Origin of the sequence: Georgenia phoenicis (assembly GCF_047302425.1) — a bacterium.
Taxonomy (GTDB): Bacteria; Actinomycetota; Actinomycetes; order Actinomycetales; family Actinomycetaceae; genus Oceanitalea.
Genome location: NZ_CP154855.1, coordinates 3,327,858 through 3,351,747, shown reverse-complemented (window position 1 = coordinate 3,351,747; position 23,890 = coordinate 3,327,858). Strand labels below are relative to the sequence as shown.

Annotated in this window: 22 protein-coding genes; 13 read left to right on the top strand and 9 right to left on the bottom strand. The window is 73.1% G+C overall.

All coding sequences use genetic code 11. The annotated features are described in order from the left end of the window. Positions 1–7: 7 nt before the first annotated feature. On the top strand, positions 8–868 hold the full coding sequence (gene focA / locus AA0005_RS15820; protein ID WP_413451091.1) for a formate transporter FocA: 861 nt from the start codon (positions 8–10) through the stop codon (positions 866–868). A 15-nt stretch (positions 869–883) separates the two neighbouring features. Here the strand turns inward: focA and AA0005_RS15815 are convergent, their stop codons facing one another. The 3 genes from AA0005_RS15815 to AA0005_RS15805 all read right to left on the bottom strand — a co-directional run bounded on the left by AA0005_RS15815 (position 884) and on the right by AA0005_RS15805 (position 3,533). Beyond that, positions 884–1,126 (bottom strand): acyl-CoA carboxylase subunit epsilon, encoded by a 243-nt coding sequence (locus AA0005_RS15815; protein ID WP_413451090.1) that lies wholly within the window; start codon positions 1,124–1,126, stop codon positions 884–886. After that, a complete protein-coding gene (locus tag AA0005_RS15810; protein WP_413451089.1) occupies positions 1,123–2,709 on the bottom strand; it encodes an acyl-CoA carboxylase subunit beta in 1,587 nt (528 codons plus the stop codon). Before AA0005_RS15810 ends, AA0005_RS15815 begins: the two co-directional genes overlap by 4 nt. Before the next feature lie 98 nt (positions 2,710–2,807). Then, positions 2,808–3,533, bottom strand: a complete 726-nt coding sequence (locus AA0005_RS15805; protein ID WP_413451088.1) for a DsbA family protein — start codon at positions 3,531–3,533, stop codon at positions 2,808–2,810. Between the two features lie 67 nt (positions 3,534–3,600). Here AA0005_RS15805 and AA0005_RS15800 point away from each other — a divergent pair, with 67 nt between their 5' ends. From AA0005_RS15800 to AA0005_RS15780, 5 genes are all read left to right on the top strand, one after another. Continuing rightward, positions 3,601–4,425: a biotin--[acetyl-CoA-carboxylase] ligase gene (locus AA0005_RS15800; RefSeq protein WP_413451087.1), complete on the top strand. Its 825-nt coding sequence runs from the start codon at positions 3,601–3,603 to the stop codon at positions 4,423–4,425. Positions 4,426–4,434: 9 nt separating this feature from the next. After that, positions 4,435–5,502 carry an adenylate/guanylate cyclase domain-containing protein gene (locus tag AA0005_RS15795; RefSeq protein ID WP_413451086.1) on the top strand — a complete coding sequence of 356 codons (1,068 nt, stop codon included), beginning with the start codon at positions 4,435–4,437 and terminating at the stop codon, positions 5,500–5,502. Between the two features lie 119 nt (positions 5,503–5,621). Further along, on the top strand, positions 5,622–10,034 hold the full coding sequence (locus AA0005_RS15790) for a family 16 glycoside hydrolase (RefSeq protein WP_413451085.1): 4,413 nt from the start codon (positions 5,622–5,624) through the stop codon (positions 10,032–10,034). Between the two features lie 130 nt (positions 10,035–10,164). Then, complete coding sequence (locus tag AA0005_RS15785; protein WP_413451084.1) at positions 10,165–10,851, top strand: response regulator transcription factor; 687 nt, start codon at positions 10,165–10,167, stop codon at positions 10,849–10,851. 27 nt (positions 10,852–10,878) lie between these two features. After that, positions 10,879–12,180, top strand: a complete 1,302-nt coding sequence (locus tag AA0005_RS15780) for an ATP-binding protein (protein WP_413451083.1) — start codon at positions 10,879–10,881, stop codon at positions 12,178–12,180. Positions 12,181–12,481: 301 nt separating this feature from the next. On the opposite strand, the gene AA0005_RS15775 is transcribed toward AA0005_RS15780, so the two are convergent. Next, positions 12,482–12,997: a GtrA family protein gene (locus tag AA0005_RS15775; RefSeq protein WP_413451082.1), complete on the bottom strand. Its 516-nt coding sequence runs from the start codon at positions 12,995–12,997 to the stop codon at positions 12,482–12,484. Between the two features lie 34 nt (positions 12,998–13,031). Between AA0005_RS15775 and AA0005_RS15770 the strand changes: the two genes are divergently transcribed. The 4 genes from AA0005_RS15770 (at position 13,032) to AA0005_RS15755 (ending at position 16,311) form a co-directional block, all read left to right on the top strand. Then, entirely contained in the window at positions 13,032–14,189 is a 1,158-nt protein-coding gene (locus AA0005_RS15770) for a 5-(carboxyamino)imidazole ribonucleotide synthase (RefSeq protein ID WP_413451081.1), read from the top strand. Positions 14,190–14,206: 17 nt separating this feature from the next. After that, positions 14,207–14,728, top strand: coding sequence for a 5-(carboxyamino)imidazole ribonucleotide mutase (gene purE / locus AA0005_RS15765; protein ID WP_413451080.1), 522 nt, complete (start codon positions 14,207–14,209; stop codon positions 14,726–14,728). Positions 14,729–14,781: 53 nt separating this feature from the next. Next, positions 14,782–15,762, top strand: coding sequence for a UDP-glucose 4-epimerase GalE (gene galE / locus AA0005_RS15760; protein WP_413451079.1), 981 nt, complete (start codon positions 14,782–14,784; stop codon positions 15,760–15,762). A gap of 135 nt (positions 15,763–15,897) precedes the next feature. Then, a complete protein-coding gene (locus AA0005_RS15755; RefSeq protein WP_413451078.1) occupies positions 15,898–16,311 on the top strand; it encodes a CoA-binding protein in 414 nt (137 codons plus the stop codon). A gap of 6 nt (positions 16,312–16,317) precedes the next feature. Here AA0005_RS15755 and AA0005_RS15750 read toward each other — a convergent pair whose 3' ends face one another. The 4 genes from AA0005_RS15750 to AA0005_RS15735 form a co-directional block, all read right to left on the bottom strand. After that, the gene (locus AA0005_RS15750) at positions 16,318–17,544 is read right to left on the bottom strand and encodes an LCP family protein (RefSeq protein WP_413451077.1); all 1,227 of its coding nucleotides are present in this window, start codon (positions 17,542–17,544) and stop codon (positions 16,318–16,320) included. Between the two features lie 121 nt (positions 17,545–17,665). Further along, positions 17,666–18,853, bottom strand: a complete 1,188-nt coding sequence (locus AA0005_RS15745) for an LCP family protein (protein ID WP_413451076.1) — start codon at positions 18,851–18,853, stop codon at positions 17,666–17,668. Between the two features lie 76 nt (positions 18,854–18,929). Next, a complete protein-coding gene (locus tag AA0005_RS15740; RefSeq protein WP_413451075.1) occupies positions 18,930–19,301 on the bottom strand; it encodes a DUF2304 domain-containing protein in 372 nt (123 codons plus the stop codon). Between the two features lie 13 nt (positions 19,302–19,314). Next, positions 19,315–19,995, bottom strand: coding sequence for a glycosyltransferase family 2 protein (locus AA0005_RS15735; protein WP_413451074.1), 681 nt, complete (start codon positions 19,993–19,995; stop codon positions 19,315–19,317). Between the two features lie 138 nt (positions 19,996–20,133). Between AA0005_RS15735 and AA0005_RS15730 the strand changes: the two genes are divergently transcribed. From AA0005_RS15730 to AA0005_RS15720, 3 genes are read left to right on the top strand one after another with little or no spacing between them, the layout of a single operon-like run. Beyond that, on the top strand, positions 20,134–20,727 hold the full coding sequence (locus AA0005_RS15730; protein WP_413451073.1) for an acyltransferase: 594 nt from the start codon (positions 20,134–20,136) through the stop codon (positions 20,725–20,727). Then, the gene (locus tag AA0005_RS15725) at positions 20,724–21,827 is read left to right on the top strand and encodes a DegT/DnrJ/EryC1/StrS family aminotransferase (protein WP_413451072.1); all 1,104 of its coding nucleotides are present in this window, start codon (positions 20,724–20,726) and stop codon (positions 21,825–21,827) included. Before AA0005_RS15730 ends, AA0005_RS15725 begins: the two co-directional genes overlap by 4 nt. Further along, positions 21,827–22,831: a Gfo/Idh/MocA family protein gene (locus tag AA0005_RS15720; RefSeq protein ID WP_413451071.1), complete on the top strand. Its 1,005-nt coding sequence runs from the start codon at positions 21,827–21,829 to the stop codon at positions 22,829–22,831. The genes AA0005_RS15725 and AA0005_RS15720 overlap by 1 nt, the downstream gene beginning before the upstream one ends. A gap of 166 nt (positions 22,832–22,997) precedes the next feature. On the opposite strand, the gene AA0005_RS15715 is transcribed toward AA0005_RS15720, so the two are convergent. Beyond that, positions 22,998–23,867, bottom strand: a complete 870-nt coding sequence (locus tag AA0005_RS15715) for a DNA-formamidopyrimidine glycosylase family protein (RefSeq protein ID WP_413451070.1) — start codon at positions 23,865–23,867, stop codon at positions 22,998–23,000. Between the last annotated feature and the right edge of the window lie 23 nt (positions 23,868–23,890).

The window sequence follows — 23,890 nt, the reverse complement described above, 5'->3', positions numbered from 1 at the left end:
GAGAGCCATGACCGGCGTGGTGTCGGAGCCCTCGGGGATCCCCTCCCCCGCCCAGCTGGCGCGTGCGGCCGAGGACGCCGCCTACGCCAAGGCCACCGGCCGCCCGGCCGCCTCCTTCCTCCTCGGCCTCACCGCCGGTGGGTACATCGCGCTGGCCTTCGTCTTCTACACGACGAGCCAGGTGGGGGCCGAGGCCCTGCCCTGGGGTGTGGCGAAGGTGCTCGGTGGTGTTGTCTTCTCCACCGGCCTCATGCTCGTCGTCCTCACCGGTGCCGAGCTCTTCACCTCCTCCACCCTCACCCTGACGGCGCGCGCCAGTGGCCGGATCACCTGGGGCCAGCTGCTGCGCAACTGGGGCGTCGTCTACGTCGCGAACTTCCTCGGCGCGCTCACCGTCGTCGCCCTCGTCTACGTCGGGGGCACGTGGCACGCCGCGGACGGAGGGTGGGGGCGGGTGGTGCTCGACACCGCGCTGGGAAAGGTCAGCCACTCCTTCGTCGAGGCCGTCGTCCTCGGGGTGCTGTGCAACCTCATGGTGTGCGTGGCCGTGTGGGCGGCCTACTCGGGACGGGCGACGACGGACAAGGTCGTCGCCCTCTCCTTGCCGATCGCGCTCTTCGTCTCCGCCGGGTTCGAGCACTCGGTGGCGAACATGTTCCTCGTGCCGCTGGCCCTGCTCGTCAAGCACGGGGCCAGGGCTGACTTCTGGGCGAGCACGGGGGCGTCGCCCGGTGACTACGTGGCGCTCACCTGGGACGCCTTCCTCGTCGGCAACCTGCTGCCCGTCACCCTGGGCAACATCGTCGGCGGCGGCGTCATGGTCGGCCTCATGTACTGGACGATCTTCCGCCGCCCCGGCCGGTCCTGACCGACGGCCCCCCGCTCAGGGGTGCAGCGACCACCGCCAGGCGCCGGGGCCGGCCACCGGTGGGCGGCCCAGACGGCGCCCGTGGTCGGACCAGGGCGAGGGTGCGGGTCGGGCGGGTGCGCCGTCGTCGTCCATGGCGGCCCGGGCCGCGACGATGCCGGCCACAAGGGCCGCGAGCTCGACGTCGTCGGGCTCCCCCCGCACGACGCGCAGCTGCGCGGCGGTGAGGTCCCCGGACTCGCCCGTCGCGCTGCTCACAGCGGGATGTTCCCGTGCTTCTTGGCCGGCAGCGACGCGCGCTTGGTCCGCAGCGCCCGCAGCGCCCGGGCCACCTGGACGCGCGTCTCCGACGGCGGGATCACGGCGTCGACGTAGCCGCGCGCGGCGGCGTCCCACGGGTTGACGATCGCGTCCTCGTACTCGGCGGTGAGCCGCGCACGCTCGGCCTCGACGTCTCCGCCCTCGTCGGCAACCTTCTTCAGCGCACCCCGCTGGAGGATGTTGACGGCGCCGCCGGAGCCCATGACGGCGATCTGCGCCGTCGGCCACGCGAGGTTGACGTCCGCGCCGAGCTGCTTGGAGCCCATGACGATGTACGCCCCGCCGTAGGCCTTGCGGGTGATGAGCGTGACGAGCGGGACGGTCGCCTCGGCGTAGGCGTAGATGAGCTTCGCGCCGCGGCGGATGATCCCGTTCCACTCCTGGTCGGTGCCCGGGAGGAAGCCCGGGACGTCGACGAAGGTGAGGACGGGGACGTTGAAGGCGTCGCAGGTGCGCACGAAGCGCGCGGCCTTCTCCGAGGCCGAGATGTCCAGCGTGCCGGCCATCTGCAGCGGCTGGTTGGCGATGATGCCCACAGGGTGGCCCTCGACGTGCCCGAAGGCGGTGATGATGTTGGGCGCGTACAGCTGCTGCACCTCGAGGATCTCGCCGTCGTCGACGACGTGCTCGACGACGGTGCGCATGTCGTAGGGCTGGTTGTCCGAGTCCGGCACGAGCGTGTCGAGCTCGAGGTCCCCGTCGGTCACCTCGAGCGGCTCGGTCTCCGCGGGCCACGTCGGCGGCTCGCTGAGGTTGTTGGACGGGAGGAAGGCGAGCAGGGCGCGGACGAAGTCGAGCGCGTCCTCCTCGTCCTCCGCCAGGTAGTGGGCGACGCCGGAACGCTCGTTGTGCGTGGCCGCGCCACCGAGCTCCTCGAAGCCGACCTCCTCACCGGTGACCGCCTTGATGACGTCGGGGCCGGTGATGAACATGTTGGAGGTCTTGTCCGCCATGACGATGAAGTCGGTGAGGGCGGGGGAGTAGACGGCGCCGCCGGCGCTGGGCCCGAGGATGAGGGAGATCTGCGGGATCACCCCGGAGGCGGCGACGTTGCGGCGGAAGATCTCGGCGAACTGGGTGAGGGCCGCGACGCCCTCCTGGATGCGGGCGCCGCCGCCGTCGGAGATCCCGATGAGCGGGACCCCGGTGCGCAGCGCGAGGTCCATGACCTTGGTGATCTTCTGCCCGTGGACCTCGCCGAGGCTGCCGCCGAAGACCGAGAAGTCCTGGGAGTAGATGCACACCTGGCGGCCGTCGACCGTCCCGTAGCCGACGACGACGCCGTCCCCGGCCGGCTTGCGCTTGTCGAGCCCGAAGTTGGTCGAGCGGTGCGTGGCGAAGGCGTCGAGCTCGACGAAGCTGCCCTCGTCCAGCAGGGCGGCGATGCGCTCGCGGGCGCTCTTCTTGCCGCGCCCGTGCTGCTTCTCCTGCGCCACGGACTCGGCGCGCTCGAGCTCGGCGTTGCGGGCGGTGAGGTCGGCCAGCTTGGCGGCGGTGCCGCTGAGGTTGTCGGTGGTCACCCGGCGAGCGTACGTGTGGCAGGCCACCAGTCTCGCTGCCTGTGCGCGGCGTTTCGGCGGCGCGGTGTTGTGGAGGCCCCACAAGGTGGGGCCGCCGGCTACCCGGCGAGCGCCTCCTCGATGAGGTCGACGAAGACCTCCGCGGGCTGCGCCCCCACGACCGGGGTCCCGGCGACGACGAAGCTCGGCGTGGACTGCAGGCCCAGGCGCTGGGCCTCCTCCATGTTGCGCTGCACCTCGGCGAGCACGTCCGGGTCGTTGAGGTCGGCGGCGAACTGCTCGGTGTCCATACCCGCCTGCTCGGCCAGCGCGGTGAGCTGCTCGAGGGAGCGTGCCTCCAGGTCCGCGAAGAGCAGCTCGTGGAACTCCAGGTAGCGGTCCTGCTCGGCCGCGGCGGCCGCGGCGAGCGCGGCGCGGGTGGAGTCCTCGCCCAGGATGCTGATGTCGCGCCACTCGAGCCGGACCTCGCCGGCCTCGGCGTACTCGAGGATCGTCGGCTGGGTCTCGGTCACCCACTGCTGGCAGAAGGAGCAGCTGTAGTCGGAGTAGACGACCACGCCCACCGGGGCGTCGACCGGGCCGACCGCCATGGGGTCGCCCTCCTCCCGGCGGGTGAGGTCCGGGGCCTCGTCCGGCGTCGTCGGCCGATCGGGCTCGATCGGTGCCACGGGACCGGGGGCCTCCGGCGTCGCGTCGACGGAGGTGACGGCGGTGGGCTCGCGTGCGCCGTCGTCGTCCCTCCCGACGAGGAGCCCGGCCACCACCGCCACGACGACGAGGAGGAGAAGGACGGGGACGACGATCCGGGCGCGGGACGCGGGCATGGGGAAGCTCCAGACTTGGCGGTCCTCCCATGCTAGGCGTGGCGGGGCGCTGTGGTTGGCTGGCCGCGTGAGCGAGCAGCCCTTCGCGCGTGTCCTGCACCTGGCCGAGGTCGGCTCGACGAGCACCGCCCTGCGCGAGGCCGTCGCCGCCGACCCCGGCGCCTGGCCGCACCTGTCCGCGCTCGTCACCGACCACCAGACCGCCGGGCGGGGGCGCTCGGGGCGCGGCTGGCTCACCCCGCCGCGCGCCGCGCTCACCGCCTCCCTCCTCCTGCGCCCGCGGGTGCCGCTCGAGCGCGCGCCGTGGCTCACCCTCCTCGCGGGGCTCGCGGTCGTGCGCGCGCTGGGTGCCGGCAGCCGCGTCGGGCTCAAGTGGCCCAACGACGTCCTCGTCGCCGACGGCGGACCGGCGCTCGCGGGGTGGGGCACCGCCCGCAAGCTCGGGGGGATCCTCACCGAGCTGCTCCCGCCCGAGGGCGGGCCGGTCGCCGTCGTCGGGATCGGGGTCAACCTCAGCCAGGACGCCGCGGCGCTCCCCGTGCCGTCCGCGACCTCCCTGGCGCTCGCGGGCCTCCCGGTGCCGGGCCCGGAGGAGCTGCTGAGCGCCGTCGGGCACGAGCTGGGCGGGCTCGTGCGCCGCTGGGAGGAGCACGAAGGCGACGCGCGCGCGGCGGGTCTGCTCACCGAGGTGGCCGCGGCCTGCCTCACCCTGGGCCGTGACGTGCGCGTCGAGCAGCCCGGTGGCGCCGTCCTCCTCGGCCGCGCGGAGGTGCTGGGCGCCGACGGCTGCCTCCTCGTGCGGGACACGGCCGGGGTGCGGCACCGGGTGCTGGCCGGGGACGTCCTGCACGTCCGGGCGGACACCGGGTCGGCTCCACCCGGGGCGGGTTAACCTGGAACTGTGACGGATGCCGCAGACCTCGGGGAGACACTCGCGTCGGTAGGACGACCCTCCGAGCAGGCGCCGCAGGGCCGTTCCACCGTCGACCAGCGGGTGGCCGAGCTCGTCGGCGGCGAGCCCACTCTCACGATGGTCGAGCTCGCCGAGCAGGCGGGGGTCGAGCTGTCAGCCGCGCGGCTCTTCTGGCGCGCCATGGGCTTCCCCAACGTCGCCGACGACGCCGTCACCTTCACACCGCGCGACGTCGCCGCCCTGCGCTCCATCGGTGGGCTCGTCGGCGGCGTCCACATCGACCGGACCACCGCCGTCTCGCTGCTGCGCGCGCAGAGCTACCTCGCCGACCGGCTCGTCCTGTGGCAGATCGAGGCGCTCGTCGAGGACGCCAGTCGCCGGCACCGGCTCGACGACACCGGGGCGCGGCTCGTCGTCCTCGACCGCATCGTCGACGTCGCCGACGTCCTGGAGGACCAGCTCGTCTACGCCTGGCGCCGCCAGCTCGCCGCCCTCGCCCAGCGAATGGAGAACGAGGTCTCCAGCCGCTCGGTCGAGGAGTCGACGAGCGACTCGCTGCCGCTGCCCCGGGCGCTGGGCTTCGTCGACATGGTCTCGTTCACCTCGAGCTCCGCGCGCCTCGGCTCGCGCGAGCTCGCCGAGCTCGTCCAGGGCTTCGAGTTCACCGCCCGTGACGTCATCACCTCCCACGGCGCGCGCGTGGTCAAGACGATCGGCGACGCCGTCCTCTTCATCGCCGACGACCTCACCACCGCCGCTCGCGTGGGCGTCGACCTCGTCTCCGAGATCCGTTCCCAGCCCGGGCTGCTGCCCGTGCGCGGCTCGGTCGTGTGGGGCCGGGTCATCTCCCGCTCCGGCGACGTCTTCGGCCCCGTCGTCAACCTCGCCTCGCGGCTCGTCGACGTCGCGCCGCCCAACTCCGTCATCACCGACCCGGCGACGAGCGAGCGGCTGTCCACCTCGTCCGCCGCGGCCGAGTTCCAGCTCGTCCCGCGCCCGCCGGTCGACATGCCGGGCATCGGCCAGATGAGCCCGGTGGAGCTGCGCCGCGCCTGAACCGGCCCGCTCGATCTTTTGCACCCCGCATGTGCGGAAGTTGGTTGACGCGTGCGGAAAGGCTCGGTAGCGTCGCGCGCACCGGGCGATGACGCTTCGCGGACGACCAAGGAGTAACGATGCTCAGACACTCAGTCCTGCCCACCCGCCAGCCCGCGCCGGCCCGACGTAGACGGCGGCGCGCCGTCGCGGCGCTCGCCGCTGCCGCCGTCGTCGGGACGGGCCTGGCGGCGCCTGCGACCGCCGCCGTCGAGCTCCCGCCGCAGGAGCCCGGTGTCACGCTGCAGACCTACCAGCTGGCCCAGGACCCGGGCAGCGTGTGCACGCTGCGCTCGGCGACGACCCCCAACGTCGACAAGGTCATGCCGACGATCGACTGGCGCACCGACGCCGAGTTCGGCGCCTCCGACAACTTCATCACCCACGTGACCGCCAACCTCATCGTCCCCGAGGACGGCAGCTACGGCCTGCGCGTGACCAACGACGACGGCGCGCTCGTCTACCTCGACGACGAGCTGGTCCTGGAGAACGACGGCCCCAACGACTCGACCTCGGTGGAGGCCACCGTGGAGCTGAGCGCCGGTGCGCACGCGCTGCGCATCGAGCACTACGAGGGCGCCTACAACCAGCGCCTCACCCTCTCCTGGCGCCCGCCGGGCAGCAGTGAGTTCGTCGTCGTCCCCACCGAGAACCTCAGCACCGAGACCGACGTCGTCCGCGTCACCTCACCCGGCGTCAAGTTCTGCGAGGGCGCGACCGACACCCCCGGTGACGGGCTGCGCCTCTACGACGTCAACCCGAACTACGAGCTCGTCGACCTGCGCCCCGAGGGCTTCGAGCCCGCCGTGTCGGCGCTCGACTTCACCGAGGACGGCGAGCAGCTCGTCGTCGTCACGGCCGGGCAGGTGAGCCCGGGCGGCTGGCAGCCCGACCCGTACACCGGGCAGGTCTACCTCCTCGACGGCGTCCAGGAGGCCGACGGGCCCGAGGACGTCAACTACCGCCTCGTCCATGAGGGGCTGTTCAACCCCATGGGCGTGGACGTCATCGGCGACTCGATCTTCGTCTCCGAGCGCGACGGGCTCACCGAGCTCGTCCCGGACCCGGCCGCCGAGGACCCCGCGACCGCCGACTACGTCCGCAACCCGGAGTACCCGGAGGGCAAGTTCGCCACGTGGCCAGACGGCGGCAACTTCCACGAGTTCGCCTTCGGCCTCGTCCACGACGAGGAGAACTTCTACCTCAACCTGTCGGTCGCCATCAACAACGGCGGTGCGTCGACCAACCCGCAGCCGGCGCAGAACCGCGGCACGACGATCGCCGTCGACCGTGAGACCGGCGAGGTCGACTACATCGCCGGCGGCCTGCGCACCCCCAACGGCATCGGCTGGGGCGGCACCGACGGCACCGACCTCTTCGCCATGGACAACCAGGGTGACTGGCTGCCCAGCTCCAAGCTCGTCCACATCGAGGAGGGGCGCTTCTTCAACCACTACACCAACCCGCCCGGGCCCTTCGACGACCAGCCGGTGACCCCGCCGGCGGTGTGGGTGCCGCAGAACGAGATCGGCAACTCGCCCAGCGCCCCGTTCCAGCTGACCGACGGCCCCTTCGCGGGCCAGATGCTCTTCGGTGACGTCACCTACGGCGGCCTGCAGCGCGCCTTCCTCGAGGAGGTCGACGGCGAGTACCAGGGCGCCGTCTTCCGCCACACCGCGGGCCTCGAGGCCGGCGTCAACCGCACGATCGTCGGCCCCGACGGCGCCGTCTACGTCGGCGGCATCGGTGAGGCCGGCAACTGGGGCGAGTCCGGCAAGCTGCGCTACGGCCTGCAGAAGCTCGAGGTCGTCGGCGACGACACCTTCGACATCAGGGAGGTCCGGGTCGTCGAGGGCGGCTTCGAGCTCGAGTACACCCAGCCCCTGTCGCAGGAGACGGCCGACGGCATCGCCGAGGCCTACGACATCACCCAGTGGCGCTACGTGCCCACCGCCTCCTACGGCGGCCCGAAGGTCGGGGAGGAGACGCTCGCCGTCACCGAGGCGGAGGTCTCCGCGGACGGCCGCACCGTGACGCTGGCGATCGACGGCCTCGAGCCGGGGCACGTCGTCCACCTGCGCTCCCCGCGCCCCTTCCAGGACGCGGACGGGGACGAGCTGTGGAGCACCGAGGCCTGGTACACCCTCAACTCGCTGCCCGGGTACGAGGTGCCGGCCGACCGCGGCTACTACGAGGCCGAGGAGGCCACGCTGCTCGGCGGGGCGAACACCCACGACGAGCACAGCGGCTACTCCGGCTCCGGCTTCGCGCAGAACATCCAGAACGTCGGCGCCGAGGTGCGCTTCACTGTCAACGTCGAGGAGGCGGGGACCCACCCGGTCCACCTGCGTTACGCCAACGGCCCGCACCCGTCGGACATGGACAAGACGATGTCGCTCTACGTCAACGGGGAGAAGGTCGGCCCGTGGGAGCTGCCTCGCCTCGGTGACTGGAAGACGTGGGGGACCGTGAGCCGGGACGTCGAGCTCGACGCGGGCGCCAACACGATCGCGCTGCGCTACGACGAGGGCGACGACGGTCATGTCAACCTCGACGTCCTGTCCGTCGGTGCCCCCGACATCTGCGAGCCGACGACGCCGGACGAGGGCTACACCGCCCTCTTCGACGGCACGCTCGAGACCTTCGCCGACTGGCGTCTGGCCGGTGCCGGCTCCTTCGGCCGCTGGGACGACTGCTCCCTGCGCACGACCGGCGGCATGGGCCTGCTGTGGCACCCCGACGAGCTGGGGGACCACTACAGCCTCACGCTCGACTGGAAACTGGTGAAGGACGACAACGGCGGCGTGTTCGTCGGGTTCCCCGACCCGGGCAACGACCCGTGGGTCGCCGTCAACCAGGGCTACGAGATCCAGATCGACGCGACCGACGCCGCGGACCGCACGACCGGTGCGATCTACACCTTCCAGGGCGCGGACGCCGCGGCCGTGGAGCAGGCGCTCAACCCGGTGGGCTCGTGGAACAGCTACGAGATCGTCGTGCACGACGACACCATCCAGGTCCACCTCAACGGGATCCTCGTCAACGACTTCACGAGCACCGACCCGGCCCGGGACCTCAGCTCCGGCTTCATCGGCATCCAGAACCACGGCGCCGGTGAGACGGTCTACTACCGCGACATTCAGGTCAAGGAGCTGACCGACGAGCCGGTCGAGCCCGTCCACGTCCCCGCGGACAAGGTCTCGGTCCAGCTCTTCTCGCTCATCCCGTGGGTCGGGCAGGCGGGCCTCGAGCCGGTGCTCGCCCGGCTGGCGGAGATCGGCCTGGAGAACATCGAGCCGTACGGCGGCAACTTCGCCGGCTACACGGCCGAGGAGTTCCGGGCGCTCACCGACCTCGTCGGCCTGTCCGTGCCGTCGTCGCACTACGACGTCGGGGAGGAGGGCTTCGACGCCACGCTCGACTACGTGAGCACGCTGGGCCAGGAGTACGTCGGCTCGGGCGGCTTCGCGGCGCCGGGCATCGGGTCCTACGAGGACACGCTGGCCACCGCCGAGACGCTCGACCGGCTGGGGCAGCGGTCGGTGGAGGCCGGGGTGGGCAAGGTCTTCGGCCACAACCACGCCGGGGAGTTCACCACCACCTACACCCACGAGGGTGAGGAGATGTCGGCCTGGGAGATCATCGTCACGGAGACCGACCCGGAGTACGTGACCTTCGAGCTCGACGTCGCCTGGGCCGCGGACGCCGGGGTCGACGTGCCGGCCCTCCTCGAGGAACACGGTGAGCGGATCGAGCTGCTCCACATCAAGGACGCCACCAACCTCGACGCACCCGGGAACCCGACGTTCACCAACCTCGGTGAGGGCGACGTCGACCTCCAGGGCATCCTCGCGGCGGCCGAGGAGCACGCCGACATCGCGTACTACGTCCTGGAGTACGACCTCGCGCCGCGCGGCGAGGAGTTCGTGACCACCGGGTTCGAGTACCTCACCGGCCTCGAGCCCGGTGAGCCGGGGACCCGACCGGTGTCGGTGACGCCGCAGGCGGTCACCTTCACCGACGAGGACGGCACCGCGGACGACGTCTACACGGTGCCGCGCACCCCGGGCGTCCAGTACGTCGTCGACGACGCCGTCGTCGCTCCCGGGACCTACCCGGGGGCGGGAACCGTGACCGTCACGGCCCGCGCCCTGGCCGGCTTCACGCTCACCGGCACGGCGACCTGGTCGCACACGTTCTCCACCGACAACGGCACGCCGACCGACCCGGTCTCCGGGCTCGTCCGGCTCGAGCAGTCCCTCGCGGACCACGTCGCCGAGGGGAACGTGGCGGGACCGATCGCCGCCCAGTTGGCCAACGCGCTCGAGCAGGCGTCGCGTCAGCTGGACGGTGGGCGCGAGAGCCAGGCGCTGCGGTTCCTCGACCGGTTCGTCACGCACCTGGACAACCCGAAGCGGCCCGACACCCTGACGCCGGAGGCGCGCGAGGACCTGCGCGGACAGGCCGAGGTGGTGATCGAGCTCCTCGGCTGACCATGGGGGCGGTGAGGCCCGCAGCCGGGCGGCTGCGGGCCTCGCCGCGTCCGCGGGCGGGGCCGCCGCCTGGGTCAAGCGCCGGTGTGGACCGGGCCCGCCGTCTCGAAGAACCCTTTACGATGGCCGGGTGACCAACGTACTTCTTGTCGAGGACGATCCGGCGATCGCCGAGCCGCTGGCCCGCGCACTCACGCGCGAGGGCTACGACGTGCGGGCCTTCAGCACGGGTCAGGGGGCGATCGACAACTCGGCCGGCATGGACCTCATCGTGCTGGACCTGGGCCTGCCGGACATGGACGGCCTGGACGTCGCCCGCTGGGTGCGCAGCCAGGGGATGACCACCCCGATCCTCGTGCTCACCGCACGCGCGGACGAGGTCGACCTCGTCGTCGGCCTCGACGCCGGCGCCGACGACTACGTGACCAAGCCCTTCCGCCTGGCCGAGCTGCTCGCCCGCGTGCGGGCGCTGCTGCGCCGGGCCGGTGGCGAGGTCACCGACGAGGACGAGCTGAGCGCGCAGGACGTGCGCGTCGACGTCGCCGCCCACCGGGCCTTCCAGAGCAACCGCGAGCTGCAGCTGACCGCCAAGGAGTTCGAGCTCCTGCGCGTGCTCGTGCGCGAGGCGGGATCCGTCGTCGCCCGCGACGCGCTCATGCGCGAGGTGTGGGGGTCGGACCCCACGGGGTCGACCAAGACCCTCGACATGCACGTGTCGTGGCTGCGCCGCAAGCTCGGCGACGACGCGAACGACCCCCGCTACATCACCACGGTGCGGGGCATGGGCTTCCGCTTCGAGACCACCGGCGAGGGCTGAGGCAGCGTGCGTCGTCGTGCAGTGACGATGACGCTGGTGGCGGTCACCGTCGCGGTCCTGCTCCTCGGGGTGCCGCTCGCCGTCTTCGGCGGGCTCATGATCTGGGACTCCGAGCGGGCGACGCTCGACCTGCGGGCGTCCTCGCTCGCCCGCTCCGTCGAGCGGCGCATCGCCAACGACGAGGAGCTCGACGACGCGATGCTCTCGCCGTGGGTCGGCGGGGACAGCAACCTCGGGGCGCGGATCGTCGTCCAGGACGCGCTCGGGCGGCAGTTCGCGGCCGGTGACCCGATCGAGGGGCGGGTCATCCGCTCCGTCGAGACGACCCCCAGCGGCGCGACGGTCCGGATGGAGGTCCGCGCGGCCGAGGTGCAGTGGATGGTCGTGCAGGTCGTCGTGCTCGTCGTCGTCGCCGCCCTCATCGCGCTGGGCGTGAGCGTGCTCGTCGCGCGCCGCCAGGCGCGCAAGCTGGCCGCCCCGCTCATCTACCTCGCGGCCAGCGCCGAGCAGATCGGCTCGGGCCAGGTCCGGCCGCACCTGCGCCGGTCCGGCATCGAGGAGATCGACCTCGTCGCCGCCGAGCTCACCCGCACCGGCGACCGCCTCGCCGGGCGTCTCGCGGCCGAGCGCCAGTTCGCCGCGGACGCATCCCACCAGCTGCGCACGCCGCTGGCCGCGCTGTCGATGCGGCTGGAGGAGATCCAGGCGATCGCCTCGGACGACGACGTCGCCGAGGAGGCGCGCATCAGCCTCGAGCTCGTCGAGCGGCTCACCGGCGTCGTCGACGACCTGCTGCGCAACTCGCGCCAGGCGGGCGGCGGGACGACCGAGGCGCTGCGCCTCGAGGACGTCTTCGCCCAGCAGGCCGAGGAGTGGGCGCCGACCTTCGCCTCCGCCGGCCGTGAGCTCGTGCTGCCCGAGTCCAGCGACCTCGCGGTCCTCGCGACGCCCGGTGCGCTCGCCCAGGTGCTGTCCACGCTGCTGGAGAACTCCCTCAAGTACGGCGCCGGCGCGACGACCGTGAGCGCACGCTCCTCGGCCTCCGAGCACGGGGTGGTCATCGAGGTCGCCGACGAGGGGCCCGGCGTGTCCGACGACCTCGCCCCCGACATCTTCGAGCGCTACGTCACCGCCGGGAAGGGCACCGGCCGCGGCCTCGCCCTGGCGCGCGATCTGGTCGCCGCCGACGGCGGACGGCTGGAGCTCGCGCAGCGCCGTCCGCCGGTCTTCGCAATCTTCCTGTCCGCGGTCCCGAAGACGTTCGACCCCGCCGTCGTCCTCCCGCAGGGCTCCCTCGTCAGCATGGGCCGCCGCCGCCGCCGCTGGTAGCTGCCCCCGCGGCCCCCACGCGCCGACAGTACAGTTACCGCCGACAGCACACTTGTCGCCGAGAGCACACTTATCGCCGAGAGTGCACTTGTCGCCGAGCGTGCACTTGTCGCCGAGAGCGGGATTCCTGCATGCGTCCACGGTGACGCCCGCCCAGCCGTCGGGAGTGCCCGTCCCGGAGAATCCGGCTGTCGGCGGCAACTGTGCTGTCGGCGGCAACTGTGCTGTCGGCGGCAACTGTACTTTCGGCGGCAACTGTACTGTCGGCGGTAAGTGTGCGTCGGCGGGGGTGGGGTTTCGGCTACCGCGCGGTGAAGACGACGTGGCGGTAGCAGAAGTAGCGGAACAGGGTCCCGAGGGCGAGGCCGACGCCGTTCGCGGCGATGTTGTCCGCCAGCGGTGAGGTGAAGCCCAGGACGTAGTGCGAGACCCCCAGCGTCCCGACCGCGATGAGCATCCCGCCGGCGTTGACGAGGAGGAACCACGCGAGCTCGCGCCCGCGCTCCTCCCGCCGGGACGCCGCGAAGGCCCAGTACCGGTTGCCCAGCCACGACACGAGCGTGGCGACGACGACGGAGAGCACCTTCGCCGTCAGCGGCTTGTCCCCGAGCACCTCACCGGGCCCGAAGCGCAGCAGGTTCATCAGCCCGACGTCGACGACGAACGCGACCCCGCCGACGGCCCCGAACCGCAGCATCTCCAGCGCCCGCTGGCGCCACCGCAGCCACCTGGCACCCGCGGCAGCGCGGGCGCCCACGGCCTCGCGGTCCCCGTCGCTGCCCGTGGGCAGCTCCGCCGCGGTGTGGGACGAGGTCACCTCCTCACCCTACCGGGCAGTAGGCTCGCCAACCGTGGCAGCAGTCGTGGCAGTCGTGGGAGGCGGGCAGCTGGCCCGCATGATGCAGCAGGCGGCGATCGGGCTCGACGTACACCTGCGGGTGCTCGTCGAGGCCCCGGACGGATCGACCGCGCAAGTCGTCCCCGACGCCCCCGTGGGCCGCGCCAACGACGACGCCGCCGTCCGCGGCATCCTCCCCGGCGCGCAGGTGCTCACCTTCGAGCACGAGCACGTCCCCGGCGAGCTGCTCCGGCAGCTCGAGACGGAGGGCGTCGCCGTACGCCCCGGCCCGCACGCGCTGCGCCACGCCCAGGACAAGATCGTCATGCGCGCCGCCCTCACCGAGCTCGGCGTGCCGTGCCCGCGCTGGGCCGCCGTCCGCACCCGCGAGGAGCTCACCGCCTTCGGTGACGCCACTGGCTGGCCCGTCGTCGTCAAGACCGCCCGCGGCGGCTACGACGGCAAGGGCGTGCGCGTCGTCGCCACCGCCGAGGACGCCGGCGACTGGCTCGACGCCCTCACCGGCGAGGACGCCCTGCTCGCGGAGGAGCGCGTCCCCTTCACCCGCGAGCTCGCCGTCCTCGTCGCGCGCCGCCCAAGCGGCGAGATGCGCGCCTGGCCCGTCGTCGAGACCATCCAGCGCGACGGCGTGTGCGCGGAGGTCCTCGCCCCTGCCCCCGGGCTCGACGCCGACCTCGCGGCCGCCGCCGTCGACGTCGCCACCCGCATCGCCGAGGGCCTCGACGTCACCGGCGTGCTCGCCGTCGAGATGTTCGAGTACGACGACGGCGGCACGTCGCGGATCGCCGTCAACGAGCTGGCGATGCGCCCCCACAACTCCGGCCACTGGACCATCGACGGCGCCGCGACGAGCCAGTTCGAGCAGCACCTGCGGGCCGTGCTCGACCTGCCGCTGGGCCCCACGGACCCGCGCGCGCCGGTGAGCGTCATGGTCAACCTCCTCGGCAGCGAGCTCGCGGACCCGTCGACCGCGCTGGGCGAGGTGCTGGCCCGCTGCCCGGGCGCGCGGGTGGAGCTGTACGGCAAGGAGGTGCGGCCCGGGCGCAAGCTCGGCCACGTCACCGTCTACGGTGAGGACCTCGAGTCCGTCCGGGCCGAGGCACGCACCGCCGTCGCGCTGCTGCGCGGCGAGGACACGCAGGCACGCTGAGCGCGAGGGAGATCGGGATGGACGTCGGGATCGTCATGGGGTCGGACTCCGACTGGCCCGTCATGGAGGGCGCGGCGGACGCGCTGGCGGAGCTCGGAGTCACGCACGAGGTCGACGTCGTCTCTGCCCACCGCATGCCGGAGGACATGATCGCCTACGGCCGTGACGCCGCCGCGCGCGGACTGCGGGTCGTCATCGCCGGTGCGGGCGGCGCCGCCCACCTGCCCGGCATGCTCGCCGCGGTCACGCCGCTGCCGGTCATCGGGGTGCCGGTGCCGCTGCGGCACCTCGACGGGATGGACTCCCTCCTGTCGATCGTCCAGATGCCCTCGGGCGTGCCCGTCGCGACCGTGTCGATCGGCGGGGCGCGCAACGCCGGCCTGCTCGCCGCCCGCATCCTCGCCGCCGGCACGACCGAGGCGGACCTCCAGCTGCGGGAGCGCATGGCGGCCTTCCAGGCGAACCTGCGCGCGCAGGCGCAGGCCAAGGGCGCTCGGCTGCGCTCGAGCCGCCAGCACACGCCCGGCTTCTCCGCCTGATCGAGGCTGTTCGGATCTGGTAGAGCGCGGGCGGGATCCGGTAACCTGAGCGCATGAGCATCATGGTCACCGGCGGCGCCGGGTACATCGGCGCGCACGTCGTCCGGCTCCTGCTGGAGCGAGGGGAGGACGTCGTCGTCGTCGACGACCTGTCGACGGGGCGCGCGGACCGCATCGGGGGGGCCACGCTCGTCGAGCTCGACGTCGCGGCCGGGGACGCCCAGCAGCGCCTCGAGCTCGTCATGCGCGAGCGCGAGGTCGACGGCGTCATCCACTTCGCCGCCCGCAAGCAGGTGGGCGAGTCGGTGCAGCGCCCGGCCTGGTACTACCAGCAGAACATCACGGGCCTGGCCAACGTCGTCGCCGCCATGGAGGCGGTCGGCGCGAACCGGCTCATCTTCTCCTCCTCGGCGGCCGTCTACGGGATGCCCGACGTCGACCTCCTCACCGAGGAGACCGCCACCCGGCCCATCAACCCCTACGGCGAGACGAAGCTCGTGGGGGAGTGGCTCATCGCCGACGCCGAGCGCGCCTGGGGGCTGCGCTCGGCGAGCCTGCGCTACTTCAACGTCGCCGGTGCCGGCTGGCCCGAGCTCGGCGACCCCGCGATCCTCAACCTCGTCCCGATGGTCCTCGACCGGCTCGCCCGCGGGCAGCGGCCGACGATCTTCGGCAACGACTACCCCACGCCCGACGGCACCTGCGTGCGGGACTACATCCACGTCCTCGACCTCGCCCACGCGCACCTCGCGGCCCTCGACTACCTCGAGCGGGACGAGCGCCCGGCCTCGGTGTTCAACGTCGGGACCGGGCAGGGGGCCTCGGTCGCGGAGGTCGTCGCGGAGATCGGCCGGGTCTCGGGTCTGGACGTCACGGCCGACCTCGCCGAGCGCCGGGCGGGCGACCCGCCCCGCCTCGTGGCCTCGGCCGACCGCATCGGCGAGGCGCTCGGCTGGACGGCGCAGCAGGGACTGCCCGAGATCATCGCCAGCGCCTGGGAGGCCTGGCAGGCCGGCCCCCGCCGCATCGGCTGAGTCCCCGCCCCCGCACCGACCCCCTCCTCGCCGACAGCAGAGTTGTTCCCGTAACAACTCTGCTGTCGGCGCGTGAGCGGCGCGGGAGCGCCGGGGGGGTGGAATGACGGTGAGCGCATCCGCGTTGCGCCGGGCATGAGCCACCGCAACGACCCCGCCGTCATCGAGCGGCTGCTGACCACCCCGGGCCGCTGGGCCGTCGTCGGCCTCTCCGCCAACCGGGCCCGCACCGCGTACGGCGTCGCCGCCTACGTCCAGGAGCTCGGCATGGAGATCGTGCCCGTGCACCCGCGGGCGGAGTCCGTCCACGGGGCGCAGGGCTACGCGCGGCTCGCGGACGTGCCGGGCGAGATCGACGTCGTCGACGTCTTCGTCAACTCCTCCCTCGCCGGCGCCGTCGTCGACGAGGCGATCGCCGCGGGTGCCAAGGCCGTGTGGCTCCAGCTCGGCGTCGTCGACGAGGCCGCCGCCCGGCGCGCCACGGACGCCGGGCTCGACGTCGTCATGGACACCTGCCCCGCGATCGAGGCCCCCCGCCTGCGCCGCTGAGACCGGCTACTCGAAGTCGGCGGGCGTGAGCTCGCCGACGGCCAGCCGCTCGAAGAAGCCCGGCGCGCGGTCGGGGTCGAGGAGGACGGTCGAGCCGACGTTGCCGGGACGGTAGTCGAAGCTCGCGATGGGGGGCGGGCCGATGAGCCCGTCCGGGCCGGTGGCGGAGCGGAAGGCCAGGGCCATGCGGCCGAGGTCGACGATGCCGGTGTCGTCGTCGACGGCGAGCGCGTCGAGCGCCGAGCCGATGAGCTCCACGTGGCCGCGCGGGTCGAGCAGCGTGCTCGGCTGGGAGATCGTGGAGATGATCGAGGCGACGATCTGCCGCTGCCGCTCGGTGCGGCCGATGTCGCCCTCGGGGTCGGAGTAGCGCATCCGCGCGAAGGCCAGGGCGGTCTCGCCGTCCGCCTGGTGGCAGCCGGCCTCCCAGACCAGCGTGCTGCGCCAGTCGTTGACGTCGTAGTCGAGGCACAGCTCGATGCCGCCGACGGCGTCGACGACGTCGCGCACCCCCGCCATCCCGACCTCGACGTAGTGGTCCACGGTGAGGCCGGTCAGCCCCTCGACGCTCTCCACGAGGAGCTCGGGCCCGCCGAGGGAGTACGCGGCGTTGAGCTTCGCCGGCCCGTGGCCGGGGATCTCGGTGTAGGTGTCGCGCGGCAGCGAGACGAGCGCGGCCGGCCCCGACTCGGGCTTGTGGAGCAGCATGATCGTGTCCGAGCGCTGCCCCTCGGTGCCGTCGGGCGAGGCGCCGTCGGCCCGCGAGTCGGAGCCCGCGAGGAGGTAGGTCGTGCCGGGCGTGTTCGCCGCGCCGGACAGGGCGCTCACGTGGTTGATCCGCCCGTTGGCCCACAGCAGCAGCCCCACCGGCCAGGCGAGGACGAGGACGAGCAGGACGACGACGACGGCGGCCACCACCCGTCCGCGACGGCGCCGCTTGCGCGGGGCGGGAGCGGGCACCGCGGCCGGCTGCCGCTGCGGCTCGCGCGTGGGAGTGGCCGGGCGGCCCTGCTCGGAGCGGGGGGCGTAGGCGGCCGGCCGCTGGGGCGCGGCGCCCTGCTGGGGCCGGGCCTGCGGCCGTGCCTGCGGCTGGGCGGGCGCCTCCTGGCCGGCGTGGATCGAGCGGCGCTCGGGAGCGGTGGTCGGCCGGGTGGCGCCGCCGGGACCGACGGGGCGCGCGCCGCGGGGGTCGGGTCGGGGAGCCGCTCCGCCGGGCGCGAAGCTCGGGGGCATGGCTGGTTCCTCCGGCCGCGGCCGGCGTCCACGCGCCCGAGGTCCGTCCTGACTCATCTCACTCCCGACTGTCCGTGCTGGGCCAATGTAGTGCGCCCGCTGCCGTGCGTGTGGGAGGCGCTCAGGGGCAGATCGACGTCGGGGTCGGCGCCGGCTCCGTCGTGACGGGCGGCTCCTCGGTGGCGGGCACGTCCGTGCCGCCGTCGGTCGGCTCCTCGGTGGGCTCCTCACCGGTCGCGGTGAGTGCTCCCTCGATCGGCTGGTCGGCGCGCAGCGCCGCCCACAGCTCCTCCGCCTCTGCGGAGGGGCGCACGCGGGGCCCGGCCCAGTCGAAAGGCATTGTCTCGAAGACGATGCTCTCGAGGTCGATGCCGCGCAGCGAGTACGCGAGCCCGGCCAGGGTGGGGATGGAGCCGAGCTGGCTGCCCGTCGTCAGCGTCTGGGTCGCCGAGTCGAGGAAGCGGTAGAGCTGGGGCAGGTCGGTGAGGAGGTTCTTCGACAGCGCCTCCCGCGCGATCGCCGCGACGAGCTCCTGCTGGCGGCCGATGCGGTCGATGTCCGAGCCGTTCCCGATGTTGTACCGCGCGCGGGCGAAACCGAGCGCGTCGCGGCCGTCGAGCACCTGCTGGCCCGGCTCGAGCTGGAGCCCGGCGAGCGGGTCGTCGATCCGCTCGGGGATGCACATCGGCACCCCGCCGAGGGCGTTGACGACGTTGATGAAGCCGGCGAAGTCGACGATGACGAAGTCGTCGAGGAGGACCCCGGTCAGCTCCTCGATCGTGCGCATCGTGCAGGCGGCGGCCGTCCCGAGGTCACCGCCGCCGGCGCCGATGGAGAACGCCGAGTTGAACATCGCGTCGTAGCGCGGCGCGGTCCACGTGCCGTCGGCCATCATGCACGAGGGCACCGTGACGAGGGCGTCGCGGGGGATCGAGACAATCTCCACCCGCGTCCGGTCGGCCGAGATGTGGGCGAGCATCGTCGTGTCCGAGCGCTGGCCGCCGCCCTCGGGGGCGCCGAACTCCTCGTTGCCCTCACCCTCGCGGGTGTCGGAGCCGAGGATGACGATGTTGATGTCCTCGCCGGCGGCCGCGTCGATCGGTGCCGGCTCCTCGCCGTCCGCCGTCGGGCGCTCACCGAGGTACTCGTTGATGTCGTGGCGCTCGATGTTGGTCTGGAAGTCGTTGTACGCGAGCCCGAAGCTGCTGCCGGCGAACAGGGCGACGCTCAGCGCGGCGAGGCCGGCGCCGCGGGCGAGGCGGCGGGGCCGGCGCTGCTCGGAGGCATGACGAGGGGTACGGGCGGACACAAGTGTCGATCATAGGGCCGCGCCACCCGCAGGCGGCGGCGACGCCGTGGGGCGCGCGTGGAGACTTTGTGCAGGCTCAGCCCCGCTGGTCGGTCGACTCCTCGGCCTTCTCGAGCCGCGAGCGCGTGAGCGCCAGCTCCCGGGCGAGGACGGTGATGCGCCGCTCGAGCTCGCTCATGCGGCGGTAGCTCGTGGCGATGTAGGAGAGGAAGGCGATGACGAGCCCGTAGAGAAGGAGGTCCGCGCCACGGCCGACGCCGACCTGGCGGGCCAGCCAGGACAGCCAGTCGGGGAAGACGACCGAGCCCGCCGCGACGACGACGAAGCCGACGAGGAGGATCCGCCGGATCGCCTGGTGCCGCGCGTTCGCCGTCGTCCGGGTGAGGAGCACCGCAACCACGCTCACCCCGGTGAGGAGGAGAACCTGGATGACGATCTGGTCGGACATGACGCTCCTGCGGTCAGCGGAAGATGAGGTCGACGAGGATGTTCACCGAGTTGAGCAGGGACTGGCCCTTGGCGCGCGAGTAGTCGGTGTACAGCAGGTGGACCGGGTGCTCGGCCCACGGTAGCCCGGTGCGTCCGAGCTGCGCGACGATCTCCGAGGCGTGCGCCATCCGGTCCTGGCGCAGGTCGACGCGCGCGGCGGCGTCGCGCCGGATGACCCGCAGCCCGTTGTGCGCGTCGGTCAGGCGCAGGCCCGTCGAGCGGTTGGTCACCCACACCGCGAGCTTGAGCACGATGCGCTTGAGCAGCCCCGGGCGGGTGCGCCGGTCGAGGAAGCGGGAGCCGAAGACGACGGCGAGGTCCTCCTCGCGGGCCCGGCGCACCATCTCCGCGGCGTCGTCGACCTGGTGCTGGCCGTCGGCGTCGAAGGTGACGAGGTAGCGGGCGTCGGTGCGGTCCAGGACCCACTCGATGCCCGTCTGCAGGGCGGCACCCTGGCCCAGGTTGATGGGGTGCTGGACGACGACGGCGCCCGCCTCCCGGGCGCGGTCGGCCGAGCCGTCGACGCTGCCGTCGTCCACGCACACGATGCAGGGGAACGTGGCCCGCGCCCGAGCGACGACGTCGCCGATGACGGCGGCCTCCTGGTAGAGCGGGACGACGAGCCACGCGTCGGTGACCGGCGTCGTGCTCATGCCCCCATTGTGGCAGCCCGGCGCGGACCGTCCCGCACGGGGCGGTGCGGGGGCGCCTGCGACCTCGGTCCCGCTGGCTCCGAGCCCGCTCCGTTAGTCTGTCCGCAGCGCTGCGCCACGGCAGCAGGGAAGGGATGCATGACTGCACGGATCACCGACAGTGCCGACGTCGCGGCCGACGCCCGCATCGGCGACGGGGCCAGCGTCTGGCACCTCGCGCAGGTCCGCGAGGGCGCCGTGATCGGTGAGGGCAGCGTCATCGGACGCGGCGCCTACATCGGCACCGGCGTGCGCCTCGGCCGCCACTGCAAGGTCCAGAACTACGCCCTCGTCTACGAGCCCGCAGAGCTCGCCGACGGCGTCTTCATCGGCCCTGCGGCCGTGCTCACCAACGACACCCACCCGCGCGCCATCAACCCCGACGGCTCCCTCAAGTCGGCCGACGACTGGGACGCCGTCGGCGTGACGATCGGCACCGGCGCCGCCATCGGCGCCCGGGCCGTGTGCGTCGCGCCCGTGACGATCGGGGCCTGGGCGACGGTCGCCGCCGGCGCCGTCGTCACCCGTGACGTGCCCGCCCACGCCCTGGTCGCCGGCGTCCCTGCCCGGCAGATCGGCTGGGTGGGTCACGCCGGCCGGCGGCTCGAGGCCGACGGCGACCAGCTGCTGTGCCCGGCCACCGGCCGGCGCTACGAGATCCGGAACGACGAGCTGTGCGAGGTCACCGAATGAACCAGCCCCTGATCCCTGCCGCCAAGCCCCTCATCGGGGACGAGGAGCGGGCCGCCGTCGACGCCGTGCTGCGCTCGGGGATGGTGGCGCAGGGCCCGCAGGTCGCCGCCTTCGAGGAGGAGTTCGCGGCCGCGCTCGTGGACGGCCGCCGCTGCCAGGCGGTGAGCTCGGGCACGGCGGGGCTGCACGTGGGGCTCCTCGCGGCGGGCATCGGCCCCGGTGACGAGGTCATCGTCCCGTCCTTCACCTTCGCGGCGACGGCGAACTCCGTCGCCCTCACCGGCGCGACCCCCGTCTTCGCCGACATCGACCCGGACAGCTTCTGCCTGTCGGCGGAGTCGGTGGCGGCCGCGGTGACCGAGCGGACGCGCGCCGTCATGCCCGTCCACCTCTACGGTCACCCGGCCGACATGGACGGCATCGGCGCGGTGGCCGCCGAGCACGGGCTGGAGATCTTCGAGGACGCCGCGCAGGCGCACGGGGCGAGCCTGGACGGGCGCCTCGTGGGCACGTGGGGCCGCTTCGCGATGTTCTCCCTCTACCCGACGAAGAACATGACCTCCGGCGAGGGCGGCATGGTCGCCTGCGCCGACGAGGAGGTCGCGCGCCAGGTGCGCCTGCTGCGCAACCAGGGCATGGAGCGCCAGTACGCCAACGAGGTCGTGGGCCTCAACGTGCGGATGACCGACATCCACGCGGCGATCGGCCGCGTGCAGCTGGGCAAGCTGGGCGGCTGGACCTCGCAGCGGCAGGCGAACGCCGCGTTCTTCGACGCGAACCTCCGCGGCGTGACCACGCCGCCAGTGGCCGCCGGCGCGGTGCACGTCTACCACCAGTACACGATCCGCGTGGACGCCGCCGAGCGCGACCGCATGGTCACCGCGCTGCGCGAGGAGCACGGCGTGGGCACCGGGGTGTACTACCCCACCCCCTCCCACCGCCTGTCCTCCCTCGAGCACTTCGTCCCCACGGTCGACATGTCGCAGACCGAGCGCGCCGCCGGCGAGGTCATCTCCCTGCCGGTCCACCCCTCGCTGTCCCAGGCGGACCTCGAGCGGGTCGTGGCGGGCGTCAACGCCGTCGCCGGGGCGGGTGCGTGATGACGACGACGACGCAGCCCGGCCCGATCCGCATGGGCCTCATCGGCCTGGGCTCGATGGGGCGCCACCACGCCCGGGTGATCCGGGCGACCGAGGGCGTGGAGCTCGTGGCGGTGGCCGACCCGGCCGGTGACGTCCACGGCGTGGCCGGCGGCCTGGAGGTCCTGCCGGACGTCGAGGCGCTCATCGCCGCCGGGATCGACGCGGCGATGGTCGCGGTGCCCACCGTGTACCACGAGCAGGTCGGCCTGGCGCTGGCCGCGGCCGGCGTCCACACGATGATCGAGAAGCCCATCGCCCACACCGTGGAGGCGGGGCGCCGGGTGGCGGCCGCCTTCGCCGACGCCGGCCTCGTCGGCGCGGTGGGCTACGTGGAGCGCTGCAACCCCGCGATCCTCGAGCTGCGCCGCCGCCTCGCCGCCGGCGAGCTGGGACAGGTGTACCAGATCCAGACCCGCCGCCAGGGACCATTCCCGGCACGGATCTCCGACGTCGGGGTGGTCAAGGACCTGGCGACCCACGACGTCGACCTCACCGCCTTCATCGCCGGTAGCCCCTACCGGCAGGTCGCGGCGCAGGTGACCCACCGATCGGGCCGCGAGCACGAGGACATGGTGCTGGCCACCGGCATCCTCGAGTCCGGCGTCATCGTCAACCACGTCGTCAACTGGCTCTCGCCGATGAAGGAGCGCAGCACGGTCGTCACCGGCGAGCGCGGGGCCTTCGTGGCCGACACGATGAGCGGGGACCTCACCTTCTACGCCAACGGCACCGTGCCGACGACGTGGGACCGGGTGGCGCACTTCCGCGGCGTCACCGAGGGCGACGTCATGCGTTACGCCCTGCCCAAGCGTGAGCCGCTGGCCGTGGAGCAGGAGAACTTCCGCGACGCCGTCCAGGGCAAGGGCAGCGACATCGTGACGATGGACCAGGGCGTGCACACGCTCACGGTCATCGAGGCCATCCTCGAGGCCGCCGACACCGGCTCCACCGTCACCCTCTGAGGGCCCCCGCCCCCAGCACCCGCAGCGCCACAGCACCGCCGACAGCCGGATTCTCCGCCCGGAGAATCCGGCTGTCGGCGCATGGGGGCCCTCTTCTAGCGCCGAGAGCTGGATTGTCCGGCGCTCGCCCGCGGAGAATCCGGCTGTCGGCGCAAGTGGGAGGGGGCTAGCGGAGGAGTTTGGACATGCGGCGGTCGGCGAGGCGCTTGCCGCCGGTCTGGCAGGTGGGGCAGTACTGCAGCGAGGAGTCGGCGAAGGACACCTCGGCCACCGTGTCCCCGCACCGGGGGCAGGGCTGACCCGTGCGGCCGTGCACGGCCATGCCCGCCCGCTTGGCGTCCTTGAGCTCGGAGGCCTCCCGGCCTGCCGCGGCCGCTATCGCCGCGTCGAGCACCCCGCCGACCGCCCCGTACAGCTGGTGGCGGGCGTCGGCGTCGAGGGAGCGGGTGAGGGCGAAGGGGCTGATCCGCGCGGCGTGGAGGATCTCGTCGGAGTAGGCGTTGCCGATCCCGGCGATGGCGCCCTGGTCCCGCAGCAGTCCCTTGACCTGCTGGTTCCTCGCGTCGAGCAGCTCGTCGAAGCGCTCGCGCGTGAACTCGGCCGAGAGCGGCTCGACACCGAGCGTCGCGACCCGCTCGACGTCCGAGGGGTCGCGGACGACGTGGATGGCCAGACTCTTCTTCGTGCCCGCCTCGGTGAGGTCGAAGGCGCCCTCGTCGAGGACGACGCGAGCGGCGAGCCCGGACTTCCCGCCCTTGGGCACCCCGGTGGGAGCGGTCGCGTGCCAGCGCACCCACCCCGCCCGCGCGAGGTGGAAGACGAGGTGGAGCTCGCCGTCGTCGGTCGTCGTCGTGAGGTCGAGCCACTTCCCGTGCCGGGACGCGCCCGTGACGGTGGCCCCGACCAGCGCCGTCGGCGGCGGGTCGTAGGTCTTGAGCGCCGGGAAGGACGTCACGTGGACGGCGCGCACCACCCGGCCCGTGGCGCGGGCGCCGAGCACCTGCACCAGAGCCTGCACCTCCGGGAGCTCGGGCACCCCGTCAGTGTCACAGAGAGCCG